The 14,003-nt window shown below is 45.0% G+C and carries 10 protein-coding genes; all 10 read left to right on the top strand.

Features of this window, described 5'->3' with window-relative positions; translation table 11 throughout:
* The 10 genes from N2K84_RS05560 (at position 1) to N2K84_RS05515 (ending at position 13,983) form a co-directional block, all read left to right on the top strand.
* The gene (locus tag N2K84_RS05560; RefSeq protein WP_282590795.1) at positions 1–1,422 is read left to right on the top strand and encodes an outer membrane protein assembly factor BamB family protein; all 1,422 of its coding nucleotides are present in this window, start codon (positions 1–3) and stop codon (positions 1,420–1,422) included.
* A gap of 36 nt (positions 1,423–1,458) precedes the next feature.
* A complete protein-coding gene (locus N2K84_RS05555) occupies positions 1,459–2,430 on the top strand; it encodes an NHL repeat-containing protein (RefSeq protein ID WP_282590794.1) in 972 nt (323 codons plus the stop codon).
* Positions 2,427–2,621 (top strand): hypothetical protein, encoded by a 195-nt coding sequence (locus N2K84_RS05550; protein WP_282590793.1) that lies wholly within the window; start codon positions 2,427–2,429, stop codon positions 2,619–2,621. Before N2K84_RS05555 ends, N2K84_RS05550 begins: the two co-directional genes overlap by 4 nt.
* Positions 2,611–3,207: a 4Fe-4S dicluster domain-containing protein gene (locus N2K84_RS05545; protein WP_282590792.1), complete on the top strand. Its 597-nt coding sequence runs from the start codon at positions 2,611–2,613 to the stop codon at positions 3,205–3,207. The genes N2K84_RS05550 and N2K84_RS05545 overlap by 11 nt, the downstream gene beginning before the upstream one ends.
* A 9-nt stretch (positions 3,208–3,216) precedes the next feature.
* On the top strand, positions 3,217–4,470 hold the full coding sequence (locus N2K84_RS05540; protein WP_282590791.1) for a 4Fe-4S binding protein: 1,254 nt from the start codon (positions 3,217–3,219) through the stop codon (positions 4,468–4,470).
* Positions 4,471–4,480: 10 nt separating this feature from the next.
* The gene (locus tag N2K84_RS05535; protein ID WP_282590790.1) at positions 4,481–6,322 is read left to right on the top strand and encodes a PQQ-binding-like beta-propeller repeat protein; all 1,842 of its coding nucleotides are present in this window, start codon (positions 4,481–4,483) and stop codon (positions 6,320–6,322) included.
* A gap of 5 nt (positions 6,323–6,327) precedes the next feature.
* A complete protein-coding gene (locus N2K84_RS05530; protein ID WP_282590789.1) occupies positions 6,328–8,682 on the top strand; it encodes an NAD(P)H-dependent oxidoreductase subunit E in 2,355 nt (784 codons plus the stop codon).
* Between the two features lie 98 nt (positions 8,683–8,780).
* Positions 8,781–11,357: an AAA family ATPase gene (locus N2K84_RS05525; protein WP_282590788.1), complete on the top strand. Its 2,577-nt coding sequence runs from the start codon at positions 8,781–8,783 to the stop codon at positions 11,355–11,357.
* 2 nt (positions 11,358–11,359) lie between these two features.
* Positions 11,360–12,388, top strand: coding sequence for a 5-methylcytosine-specific restriction endonuclease system specificity protein McrC (gene mcrC, locus N2K84_RS05520; protein WP_282590787.1), 1,029 nt, complete (start codon positions 11,360–11,362; stop codon positions 12,386–12,388).
* The gene (locus N2K84_RS05515) at positions 12,385–13,983 is read left to right on the top strand and encodes an FAD-dependent oxidoreductase (protein WP_282590786.1); all 1,599 of its coding nucleotides are present in this window, start codon (positions 12,385–12,387) and stop codon (positions 13,981–13,983) included. The genes mcrC and N2K84_RS05515 overlap by 4 nt, the downstream gene beginning before the upstream one ends.
* Positions 13,984–14,003 lie beyond the last annotated feature (20 nt).

The following is a 14,003-nucleotide window of genomic DNA, read 5'->3' as shown; positions in this document are numbered from 1 at the left end:
GTGAACGGATCATTTAAAAATATACTGGTTGGAGGGATTGTTCTGGTAGCAATCGTTGCTTTTGTTTTTTGGCAGACCAAAGACCCGACGGTGGACTTTCAGGCGAGCATGCCGGGCGAAGACAACCGTCAGGCAGGCAACCTGGTGCAGGAAATCATCAATATTGGCGAACATTTCAATTTTTTTGAACATTCGGCCCCCGAAATGAACGGTACCTGGCCGCGTTTCCGGGGCGAAAACTTCGATAATATTGTCGGTGAAAAACAAAACCTGAAAGACAGTTGGACAGCCGATGAACCTGAAGTTTTGTGGTCGGTCGAACTTGGCGAAGGGCACGCCGGTCCTGCCATTTATAAAGGTATGGTATATCTGCTCGACTATGACGAGGAGAAACGCGAAGACGCCTTGCGCTGCTTTTCGTTTGCTGACGGGAAAGAAATCTGGCGACGTTCCTACGAAATCCATGTCAAAAGGAACCACGGCATGTCGCGTACGGTACCTGCCGTTACCGAAGAGCATGTGGTCACCATTGGTCCTCGCTGTCAGGTCATGTGCGTCGATCGTCTGACCGGCGACCTTACGTGGGGACTCGACATGCTGAGCGAGTACGACACCGAAATTCCGCAGTGGTACACGGCCCAATGTCCGCTGATTGACGGCGACAAAGTTATCCTTGCCCCGGGAGGCCGGGCCATCATGATTGCGGTGGACATTCATTCAGGAAAAGTGCTTTGGGAAGCCCCTAACGAGATGCAATGGAAAATGTCGCATTCGTCCATTATGCCAATGACCCTAAATGGCCGCAAAATGTACGTGTACAGTGCTGCCGGCGGTGTTTGCGGCGTAGCAGCCGACGGACCTGATGAAGGCCAAATACTCTGGCAAAGCAACGCCTGGAACCACTCGGTAGTGGCGCCTTCGCCGGTTGTTTTCGACGACGGGCGTATTTTCCTGACCGCTGGCTACGGGGCAGGCAGCATGATGATAAAAGTGGTACCTGATGGAAATAAATTCAACGTAGAGGTACTGACAGAATACTCGCCCAAAGATGGACTGGCCTGTGAGCAGCAAACGCCGGTGATCTGGGAGGGGCACATGTTTGGCATCCTGCCCAAGGATGGCGGGGCCAATCGTAACCAGTTGGTGTGCGTTCATCCCGATGATGTGCAAAAGGTAGTTTGGACATCGGGGAAAACCACGCGTTTCGGACTTGGGCCTTACCTGATCGCCGACGGGAAAATGTATATCCTGAGCGATGACGGAACTTTGACCATGATAAAACCCGACACGAAACAATACATCCAGCTGGCGCAGAAAAAAATCATGGACGGGCACGATGCCTGGGCGCCGTTGGCCATTGCCGACGGGCGTTTGCTGATGCGCGACTCAAAAACCATGGTGTGCCTGGATATTGGAAAGTAATGATTTCTTTAACACCCGAAACTTGGAACTTATAAGATGAAAAACCGGAAATATATCAATCATATACTAGCCGTAATGGCGATATTCATCGCTGGTATTATTGTGCGCGATTTTTTTGTGAACCGCAGCGGGAAAAATATTGATAATCCTTACGCCTACGATATCAGTGAATTTGCACAGGTCGATCCTTCGGAAGTCATTTATAAAGAAGTTAAAGCCCTTCGCCTTTCTGTTTCTGAACCGAAAGGAATTGCTTTTGCAGATGGGATTATATATGTGATTGCCGACAGCAGCATGATTCAATTGAACGAATCTGGACAGCTAATCAAACAAACGCATTTGGAAGGCTCGCCAACAGCAATTGCTGTGAATGAAAAGGTTTGGCTGGCTTTTACAAATCGGGTGGTACAATTGGATAAAGATGGAAACGTGATCAGCCGATGGCAGGATTACGGTGAGCGGGCAGTGATTACTTCGTTGGCGGTTTCAGACCAGTATGTGTATGTGGCCGACGCCGGAAACCGGTTGGTCTATCAATGCCGTTTCGATGGGGAACTGGTTCGCCGTGTTGGTGAGAAAGATGAGCAAAAGGGAGTGCCCGGCTTCGTAGTTCCCAGCCCGTATTTTGATATCGCTTTAAGCGATGAAGGTTTTCTGTGGGCAGTGGACCCAGGCCGGCACAGCCTGGAGAATTTCAATGCTGATGGAGCCATGCGAACGTCCTGGACGAAATCATCGGTGAAAACCGAAGGATTCAGCGGCTGTTGCAACCCGGCCCACATGACCATATTGGCTGATAACTTGTTTGTGACGAGTGAAAAAGGAATTGTGCGGGTGAAAATTTACGACCAGCATGGCGAATATGTTGGGGTCGTGGCCTCGCCCGATCAGTTTGACGAAGATTCGTATGCGCCCGATGTTTGCGTGGATGAAAACAACCGGGTGATCCTGCTGGATTTCAACCGGAAACAAGTGCGCATTTTTGAACCTTTAAACAACGAACAATGAACCGGAGAGCATTCATTCAATCTTGCTTGCGGGGTGGTATTTTGGCCGGACTTGCCGGGGGTATACTGTTGCTGGCCAAACAGAACAAAATTGATTTCACCTGCTCTGCCGATGGGGTATGCAAATCGTGCAGCGTTTATTCGAAGTGTGAGTTGGAAAAAGCCAAAGAAAGCCGAAAAGATGAACGATAAAAAAACATCCAAACCGACCAACCGGCGCGAGTTCATCCAAAAAGGAATGCGGGCCACGCTGGGGCTTTCGCTGGCTGGCCTGGCCGGAGTAGCTGCCTTTAAAGCCAGTGCCGATGATTACGTTTGGCAGATCGATCCGTTTAAGTGCGTGTCGTGCGGACGTTGTGCCGACTACTGCGTGGTGACACCTTCAGCCGTAAAATGTGTGCATGCTTACGATTTGTGCGGCTATTGCGATTTGTGCGGCGGTTACCTCAAACCCGATGCGAATGCCCTATCAACTGCGGCAGAGAACCAACTATGCCCTACGGCGGCCATCAAACGCAAGTTTGTGGAGGACCCGTATTTTGAGTATGAAATTATCGAAACCCTGTGCATCGGCTGTGCCAAATGCGTGGAAGGATGCTCGGCTTTCGGGAACGGTTCGCTACACTTGCAGGTGCGCCACGATTTGTGCGTCAATTGCAACGAATGTTCCATTGCCCGTGTGTGCCCGGCCGACGCTTTTCTGAGGGTTCCGGCGTCCAGTCCGTACCTCATAAAAGGCGATTTTACCACAGGAAATTCAACGTCCAACCCAACCTAATTCAATTGAATGAACCGATATCAAAAAATAGTATATCTGCTCCCGGCCATTTTGACGGGCCTGCCGGTTTGGGCGCAACAGCGTTTTCCGAAACCCGAATTTGAAACGGGCTATGTGCAACCAGCTACTTCGCAACCTGCGCCCCGGATGCTTTTCCTCGAGTATTTTGACGTGTTTGTTTTGGTAGCAGCACTAACCCTGGCTACCTGGTTTGTGGTGAGGAAGCGCTCACGCCAGGGCGTGCTGTGGACATCGGTTTTCTCGTTGTTGTATTTTGGTTTTTACCGCGAAGGTTGCATTTGTTCGATTGGAGCCATCCAGAATATCGTGCTGGCTGTTTTCGATCCAAGCTATGTGTTGCCATTCACTGCCTTGCTGTTTTTTATCATCCCGCTGGTGGTGGCCCTTTTTTACGGACGTACATTTTGTGCGGCAGTTTGTCCGTTGGGCGCCATTCAGGATTTGGTGGCCTTTCGTCCGATCGAATTGCCTAAATGGTTGCAAAAAATTCTCGGGCTGATCCCGTATTTATACCTCGGACTGGCCGTATTGTACGCCGCCACACGCTCCGAATTCCTGATTTGCCGTTACGACCCGTTTGTGGGGCTTTTCCGTTTCGATGCCGAATTCCAGATGTTGTTGCTGGGCGCCTTGTTCCTACTGGTGGGTGTTTTTGTGGCCCGTCCGTATTGTCGCTTCTTTTGTCCCTACGGTGTACTGCTGGGGTGGATGTCCACTTTCTCGAAAAAACACATGACAATTACCCCGACGAATTGTATCCAGTGTAAGCTGTGTGCCAATTCGTGTCCGTTCGGGGCAATTGATGAGCCGGTGGAAGAGCAGGGCAACCGCCGTTCCAATGTGCAGCGACTAATGGCTTACCTGCTGCTAGTCCCCTTGTGGATGGGCATTGGCGGGCTGGCCGGATCGATGGTACACGTGCCACTGGCCAAATTCAACAAAACTGTTTATTTGGCCGAACAACTGGTAGCGAACCCCGAAATCAAACAGGACCAGAATAATATTGATGCGCGTACTTTCATGCAAAAGGGGAAAACAATGGATGAGCTGGTGACCGAAGCCCAATCCATCCGCAGTCAGTTTTATTGGGGCGGTTGGGTCCTGGGCGGATTCATGGGACTGGTGATCGGCCTGACACTGGTAAAACTGTCGTCTCACCGGAACCGAAACGATTACGTACCCGATAAGACCAATTGTTTAAGCTGCGGACGATGCATGGATTATTGTCCGGTAAAAAACTAAAAAGACAACGATGAACCTGACCGTAAAGGATAAAATGAACCTGGCACGAACGGTGGCCTGGATTGCTGCTGTATTTTGTTTGGTAATTAGCGTGATGCTGATTGCCAACTATTTTCAACTAAAAACCGTTGATCCACTCGAAACCCCTGCCTTACAAAGCCTGGTTGAAAGGCTGCGACAGGACCCTCAGGACGAAGCATTGAAAAATGACATCCGCGCCCTCGACTTAATGATCCGTAAAGCATACTTTACTAGTCAGTGGCAAATCCGGACCGGTTCGTGGATGCTGGTGCTGGGCGTGTTGGTTTCTGTGTTGGCCATTCGTTACCAAAAATCGCTCCGGCCCGGTTTGGAAGAAATGGAAAGCATTAGCAAAGATGCCTTTCTGGATAAACAACTTGCCCGAAAATGGCTGATGTATTCAGGCGTCGGTTTACTTGCTTTGGCGCTCCTTTCCGGCTTCTTCTCTAACAATATTCTGGACGAATATGAGCCAAATGCCGTTGTTCTGGAGCAGCAGATTTCTCCGGAAGTAGAAGTAGTTGATGTACTCCCACTGGAGGAAAGCGCCATAGCTATTGAGGCAGAAGATGAGAAGGCAGAATCGGCTCCGGAAGTAGAAGATAAACCAGAAGTTAAGGAGAAAGAAATCAAACCCGCCGAAGCCCCTGCAAAAACGGTTGCAGCGGTACCTACGCAAGCACAGATTCGACAAAACTACCCCTACTTCCGCGGACCTGACGGAACGGGCATCAGCTATAAAACCAATGTGCCCGAGAAGTTCGATGCAACATCGGGGCAGCAGGTGCTCTGGAAAGTGAAAGTGCCAAAACACGGCTACAATTCACCTGTTATTTGGGATGACCTGTTGTTCGTTTCGGGAGCGGACAACGCTGCAAGGGTTGTATATTGCTACAACAAAAACACCGGCGATTTGCTGTGGGAAGCCAAAGCCGATCAGATTCCGGGCTCGCCCGCCACCATGCCCAAAGTTACTGAAGATACGGGCTTGGCTGCCCCAAGCATGGCGACAAACGGCTCGGCCGTGTTTGCCATTTTTGGTACGGGCGACTTGATTGCGCTAGATATGGCTGGGAAACGCCTGTGGGCAAAAAACCTGGGGGTCCCCGACAATCATTACGGGCATTCCTCGTCACTCATCATCTATAAAAACAAACTCATTGTTCAGTACGATACCAACCGGGGTTCCAAAGTAATAGCCCTTTCTGTGATCGACGGCTCAACTGCATGGGAAACCCAGCGAAATGTGAAAATTTCGTGGGCATCGCCGGTGCTGGTTACGGTAGGGAACAAACAGCAGTTGATACTGACTGCTGAGCCCCTGGTTGCCGGTTACGACCCCGAAACCGGAAAGGAACTGTGGACAGTGGATTGCATGATGGGCGAGGTTGGGCCTTCAGTGGGCTATGCAAACGGGATCGTTTATGCCGCTAACGAATATGCAACGCTGGCAGCCATAAAACTTGGCGAAGAGCCCGAAATCGTATGGGAAGACAGCGAGTATCTGCCCGAAGTGGCCAGTCCGCTGGCAGCCGACGGATTGCTGATCATTGCCACCAGTTACGGCGTGGTCGCTTGTTACGATGCCCTCGAGGGCACCAAATTCTGGGAACAGGAATACAGCAACGGCATTTACGCTTCGCCGGTTTATGCCGATGGAAAAGTATATATTATGGACATGGGCGGCAACCTGCATGTGGTGAAAATGGCGAAAGAATATCAGTTGGTTGCCGAATCGAAACTGGGTGAAAAATCGGTTTGTTCGCCGGTGTTTGCCGATGGAAAAATGTACCTGCGCGGTTTTGAACACCTGTATTGTATCGGAAAATAAGGAAGATGACAACAGAAAATCAACATATCAACACGGTAGTTGACGAAATCGTCAAACAGAAAGGACACACGAAGAAATCCGTGATCCCGATTTTGCAGGCTATTCAGGACGAGTTTAATTATTTGCCAGAAGAAGCATTGCGCCACATATGCGAAACCACCGAGATTACCCCCGGAAATATAACCGGCGTAGCCTCTTTTTACTCGCAGTTTCGGATGGTACCGGCTGGGCGGCACATGATCAAGGTTTGCGTGGGGACGGCCTGCCATGTGAAAGGCGCCATGCAGGTTTACGATGCGTTTAAACGGCATTTTAAGCTTTCCGGTACTGAAGAGACTGATCCATCCGGGACATACACCCTGGAAAAAGTATCGTGCCTGGGCTGTTGCACTCTTGCCCCTGTTGTTCAGGTTGATGATGTTACATACGGGCATGTTACTTCGGATAAAATTGAATCTGTCCTGAAAGACTTTGAAAGTCAGGTAGGAAAAGTGGGCAAAAAAAGCAAGTTCAGAAATGCCGACGGAACTGAATTCCAAGGAGAAATACGCATCGGATTGGGATCGTGCTGTGTGGCCAGCGGCAGCCAGGATGTGCAAAAAGAAATTGAGCGGACCATTGCCGGTACCGGCATCAACCTTCACCTCAAAAATGTGGGCTGCGTAGGCATGTGCCACCAGGTGCCGTTGGTAGAAGTGATCGACGAAAACAAGCACAGTAAATTGTACGCCAAGGTTAAACCCAACGAGGTTGCCGATATTATCAGTACCCATTTCAAACCAAAACATTTTCTGGATCGTCTGAAATCCAAGGCATACAATTTTCTCGAAAAAGTACAATCCGACGAGTCGTGGGAGGGGGTTGACCGCTACATGATTGACGTGCGCGATGAAATGGTGTCCAGCTTTTTGGACCGCCAGCTACCGGTTGCTACCGAGCACCGCGGGGTGATTAATCCGCTGGATATGGACGAATACCGAAGCTTTGGCGGCTTCGAAGCACTGAGAACCGTCTTGAAGATGGACCGGCACGAAGTGATTCGAACGGTAAAAGAAAGCGGTCTGCGCGGGCGTGGCGGCGCCGGCTTTCTTACCGGACTGAAATGGGAGTTGGTTGAAAAAGAAAAAGGGGAGAAGAAGTACCTGATTTGCAATGGCGACGAAGGCGACCCCGGCGCGTTTATGGACCGTATGCTGCTTGAATCGTACCCGTACCGGGTGATCGAAGGGATGCTGATTGCTGCTTTTGCTGTGCAGGCAACGGACGGCTATTTTTACATCCGGGCTGAATACCCGCTAGCCGTTATTCGCATCCGGCAAGCGCTGATCAATTGCCGCGAACAAAACCTGCTGGGTGAAAATATCCTGGACAGTAATTTTAACTTCGATATCCAAATCTATGAGGGGGCCGGTGCTTTTGTGTGCGGCGAAGAAACGGCCCTGATGGCCTCCATCGAAGGAAACCGTGGTTTCCCGACCATTCGCCCGCCGTTCCCGGCACAAAAAGGCTTGTGGGGTTACCCAACATTGATCAACAATACCGAAACTTTTGCACAGGTTTCCTACATTATCCGCAATGGAAATGACCATTTCAGCGCCATTGGCACCGAGCATTCCAAAGGGACCAAAGTGTTTTCGCTGGCCGGGAAAGTGAACCGCGGCGGACTGATCGAAGTGCCCATGGGCATCACCATCCGGCAAATTGTGGAGGAAATTGGCGGCGGTGTACAAAATGGCAAAAAGTTCAAGGCTGTGCAGGTAGGCGGGCCATCGGGCGGCTGCATCCCGGCCTCGCTGTACGACACGCCGATTGATTATCAGTCGCTGATTGAAGTGGGCGCCATGATGGGCTCCGGTGGCTTGGTGGTGTTGGACGAAGATGACTGCATGGTGGACATTGCGCGGTACTTTTTGTCGTTCACCCAAAACGAATCATGCGGAAAATGTACGTTCTGTCGCGTGGGCACCAAGCGAATGCTCGATATCCTGAACAAGATTACCAGCGGGAAAGGAACCAAGAAAGATTTGGATGAACTGAAGTACCTCGCCGACTGGACCAAAAAAGGCAGCTTGTGCAACCTTGGAAAATCGGCTCCAAACCCAGTCTTGACCACGCTACAATATTTTCATGATGAATATGAAGCCCATATTGAAGGGCGTTGTCCGGCCGGAAAATGTACGGAAATGATCACCTATTCAATCACCGACGACTGCATTGGTTGTACCAAATGTGCCCAAAAATGTCCGGTGGATGCTATCAAATTTGAGCCGCATAAAAAGCATACGATCAATACGGAATTGTGTATCAAATGCGATGCCTGCCGCCCGGTTTGCCCGGTGGACGCGGTGATTGTGAGATAAGTTACAGGTTACGGGTGATGCGATTTTTAATCGTATTTTGTAAAGAAAAATAATTATGAATTTAATGATTCGTTATCTTTTCATGAAAAAAAATAGTTATGCAAAAAGCAATTGAAATAATTCAAAAACATGCTAGGGAACTTAAAAAATTAGAACAAAGTGAACAATATCTCTTTGATTCTTTGAATAATAAATCTAAAACTGAAATTGAAGGATTGATTAATGATTTTAGTTTTGTACGTTCAGATTTTTCTGCAACCCGATTTCAGCCTGTTAATTTACTGCGTTTTGACATTCTACATTTGTTAAAAGAAGGTACTCAGATTAGTTCTGAAACAGTTGAGAACATTAAGACTAAAATAATTGAAAAAGACGGAGAATATTTTTCAAAATACGGAGATACATTAGTAAATGCTTTAAAGAACTATCCTCAGAAAAAGAAATCCCCTTTTGTAAATTGGCAAAGAAATTTCTGTATTTTCTTTCCATTTATTTACACAAACTCCATAAAAAATGAATCAAGTTCAGCGTTAGATAAAGTTGTCGATGGATTAGAAAAAGCATTAAAACTTAAAAACTACACAAGTCATATAGTTGATTTTAATGGTCCTCAAAATTATGGAACTTCATATTGCTGGATAGCAGGTTTCCCAGAAAACAAAATCTCTCACAGAAAAGCTTATCAGTTATTTATAAAAATAGGTGCTGAAAAAATTGAAGCGGGAATTCTTGCTGGTTGGGATATAAATGACAAGGCATCAAATACTCTTGAGGATTTCAATACGATTGAAGAAGTGATTGAAAAACTTAAGGCTTCAAAGGAATCGGTTGAAAGAAAAAACAATGCTTTAATTAACTATTGGAAATTTGCACCGGGAGAAAATGGAATTTATTGGGACGAATTTTATAAAGAAAGCATAATTGCTATTGGATGGGATGATTTAACCGACCTAAAAACTTATACAACAGAAACACTTGCAGAAGATTTAGGCGTTGAAGATTCAGATAATTCAAATCAAATCTGGAATATTGAAAATTTTCGGGATGCAAGTATCGGAGATGTTGTAATTGCCAATAAAGGAAAAAGCAAAGCACTTGGAATAGGTGTCATTACTGGTGAATATGAATTTAAACCTGAAAGAAAAGAAAACAAACATATTAGAAAGGTAAAATGGCTAATAAACCAATTAGTTGATTTTGAAAAAACCATTTTCAGACCAGATACATTTACACCTACTCTAAAATGGAGCAGTATAAAAGAGAAATATATTCTAAGTAATCCTGCATTTGAAAAGATTTTTAATGACTTAGAATCAGGAAAGGAAATATTGCCACCACCTAAAGCATTACCAAAAGATTCTGAATCACAAAACTTTTGGTGGTTAAATGCTAATCCTAAAATTTGGCGCATTGACAGTTACGAACTTGGAGATATTCAATCTTATACATCGCATAACGACAAAGGAAACAAACGTAGGATTTATAAATATTTTGAAGAAGCAAAGCCAGGTGATTTGGTAATTGGTTATGAGAGCACACCAGTAAAACAAATTAAGGCAATATTTGAAATTACAGAAGGTTTGCACATTGATGATAACGAGGGCGAAATCATAAATTTTGAAATTAAAGAAATAGTCAAAGACCCAATTTCATGGGATGAATTAAAGGAAACCAAAGGACTTGAAAACTGCGAAGTTTTTATCAATAATCAAGGAAGTTTATTTAGTCTAACTGCTGATGAGTTCGACATAATACGTGATTTAATTGATGAAAAAAACATCATTACTGAAAAGGAAATTGAGAAAGTCGAAATAAAGCAATATTCATTTTCCGCTGACCCTGATAAACCATTTTTGGAAGAACATGAAATAAACGAAATTATTCATTCACTTGAAGTTAAGAAAAACATTGTTCTACAAGGCCCTCCCGGAGTTGGTAAAACATTCGTAGCAAAAAAGATTGCTTACGAAATGATGAAAAATACTGATGATACAAAAATCAGGATGATTCAATTTCATCAATCTTATGCGTATGAAGATTTTATTCAAGGAATTCGACCTTCAGAAAAAAGCTTCAAGGTTAAAAATGGCATATTCTATGATTTTTGTAAAAAGGCAGAATTAGAGCCTGACCAAAAGTTTTTCTTTATAATAGACGAAATAAACAGGGGGAATCTCAGTAAAATTTTTGGTGAATTAATGATGCTAATTGAATCTGACAAAAGAGGAAAATACAGCGTTCCGTTAACCTATTCCGAAAAGGATGATGCCTTATTTTCCGTTCCTGAAAATCTCTATTTAATTGGCACAATGAATACTGCCGATCGTTCATTAGCTATTGTTGACTATGCTTTACGTAGACGATTTAGGTTTATTACATTAGAACCAAAATTTAATGCTAGATTTAAAGATTTTCTTGTCTCTAAAGGGTTTTCAAAAGATTTTATACGGGAAATATCTTCAAAACTTAACTTGTTAAATGCAAAAATAAAATCCGATAAAAATTTGGGCTCGGGCTTCTTGATTGGGCATAGCTTTTTTTGCAATGCAAATTCTGAAAATGAAAGAAAGTGGTTTGAGAATATTGTTAAGTTTGAAATAAGACCCTTATTGGAAGAATACTGGTTTGACGATAATGAAAAAGTTGATAATGAAATAAATCTGCTTTTGTCGTAATTATGCAAATACCAATTCAAAATATCTATTATTTGCTTTGCTATGCTTGGAATAAGCTTGAAGAAAGTGAAATAGTTGATGTAAATGAAATTGATTCAACCGAATTAATTGACTTATTTGCAAAAGTCCTTTCAAATAGTTGTTCACGCTTATTAAAGCAAGGTTTGGATAGGTATTACGTTGAGCATGAAGATGTGATAATGGGCATTAAAGGGAAATTCAATTTTTCAGCAACTATAAAACAAAATGTTCTTCCTCTAAGCAAAACAACTTGTATTTACGATGAATTTGATTATGATATTTTACACAACCAAATTATAAAAACGACTATCGGGAAATTACTAAGAACAAAGAATTTAGATTCATCATTAAAAGACGAATTACATAAAATCTATTTGAAATTACCGCCCATTTCTGAAATAGTTATTCGAAAGTCAATGTTTAATCAAATTAGGCTACATCGTAATAATTATCACTATGATTTTATTTTAAAAGTATGCCAGATAGTTAGTGAGAATTTATTTATTGACGAGTCAAAAGGGAACTATAAATTCAAGGATTTCACTCGTGAAGAAAAGGCGATGGCAAGGTTATTTGAAGCTTTTGTAAGAAATTTCTACAAAGTCGAAACGGATTTTTCAGTTTCAAGTGATTCAATAACATGGAAGTTTGAATCTGATAATACAGAGGATTTAGAAATGCTACCTACAATGTTGACGGATATAACTTTGCAGAAAGGGTATAAAAAAATTATAATTGATACTAAATATTACAAAGAAGCATTTCAACGCAGATATGATAAGCAAAAAATAAATTCGAGTAATTTATATCAGATCTTTTCATATTTGAAAAATCAAGAGACTGATTCAGAAATTACTCTTAATTGTGAAGGGATTTTATTATATCCTTCAATCCAAAATAACTTTGAGTATTCCTTCAAGTATAAAAATCATAAAATCAGAATATTGTCCATAAATCTAAATCAAGACTGGCAACAAATTCGGGCAGATTTATTAAAAATTGTTGCATGATGAAAATGATCAAGCTAAAAATAAACAACCAGTCTGTTGAAGTTACCGAGGGAACAACACTATTGGAGGCGGCCCGGCAGCTTCGCATCGATATCCCGACCATGTGCCACCTGGAGGGGACGGCACATTTTACGTCGTGCATGGTTTGCCTGGTGAAGGATGCCAGTAACGGGCGTTTGATGGCCTCGTGTTCTATGCCGGCCATGGAGGGCATGAATATCATTACGGATGATGCAGAATGCCATGAATCGCGGAAGGCGGCGCTGGAGCTGCTGTTGAGTGAGCATGTAGGCGACTGCGAAGCGCCCTGCCAGCTGGTTTGCCCGGCCCATATGAACATTCCACTGATGAACCGGCTGATTGCTGCCGGAAAATTTACGAAAGCCATCGAAGTCGTGAAACGCGACATTGCCCTGCCGGCCATTTTGGGACGTATTTGTCCGGCGCCCTGCGAGGCCGGTTGCCGCCGCAAACAGGTTGATGAGCCGGTTTCTATTTGTTTGTTGAAAGGTTTTTCGGCCGACCAGGAATTACTGAAAGACGAAACGCCCTTTTCTCAAAAGGCAAAGTCGGGTAGAAGCGTGGCCATCATTGGCGCAGGGCCGGCCGGTTTGGCGGCTGCCTATTACCTGAACAAAGCCGGACATCAGGTCGCCATCTTCGAAAAGAATGAAAAGGCTGGAGGTGACCTGCTGAAAATTGACGAATCCGTTTTGCCCGCAAAAGTGTTGGAGACCGAAATCAATACCATCCTGAATTCGGGCATTTCAGTTCATTATCAGGTAGAAGTTGATCAAGCGAAATTTCAACAGCTTCAGCAGGAATACGATGCGGTGATTTTGGCATCAGGTATGCTAGACAATCAGCTCAAAGAGTGGGGACTAGTCCTCTCTAAAAACGGTGTCGATGTGGATAAAGAAACATACCAAACCTCAATAAATAAAGTATTTGCCATCGGGAATGCGCTTCGCCCATCTAAATTAGCCGTCCGCTCGGTTGGCCAGGGGAAAGAGCTGGCATTCATTTTGGACCGACTATTTACAACAAACGAATTGAAAGCCTATTCGTCGCGGTTCAATTCGAAATTCGGGAAACTGGCCGAGGCTGAATATGCTGAATACCTGAAAGAATCGGTCGATACTGTCCGGCAACCAGCCAGCCGAGGCAAGGCGGAAGGTTTTACGGTTGAAGAAGCCGTAACCGAAGCCAAGCGCTGTTTGCATTGCGATTGCCGCAACCCGGAGAGCTGCAAACTGCGCGAACTGTCCGACCGGTACGGTGCCGAACAAAAAAGATTTCAGTACGACGACCGCTTGCCGGTACGCAAAGAGTTTGCGGATTCAACAATAATTTATGAACCGGCCAAGTGCATCAAATGTGGTATATGCGTACGGATTACCCAACAGTATCAGGAAACTTTTGGTTTTTCCTTCATTGGCCGCGGGTTTGATGTTGAAATTGGCGTACCTTTCAATGAGACAGTGGCAAAGGCCCTGGAAAGAACCGCCGGGCTGGTTGCTGAAAAATGTCCCACCGGTGCGTTGGCAAAAGTTGACTCTGAAGAGCAATTGACCATTTCTGAAACTTCATCCTGAGCTTGTTTCAGATTCGGATT

Origin of the sequence: Gaoshiqia sediminis, from assembly GCF_025907915.1 — a bacterium.
Classification (GTDB): domain Bacteria; phylum Bacteroidota; class Bacteroidia; order Bacteroidales; family Prolixibacteraceae; genus Gaoshiqia; species Gaoshiqia sediminis.
Note: the sequence above shows the minus strand (reverse complement) of the source record. Positions and strands in the feature narration are given on the sequence as shown.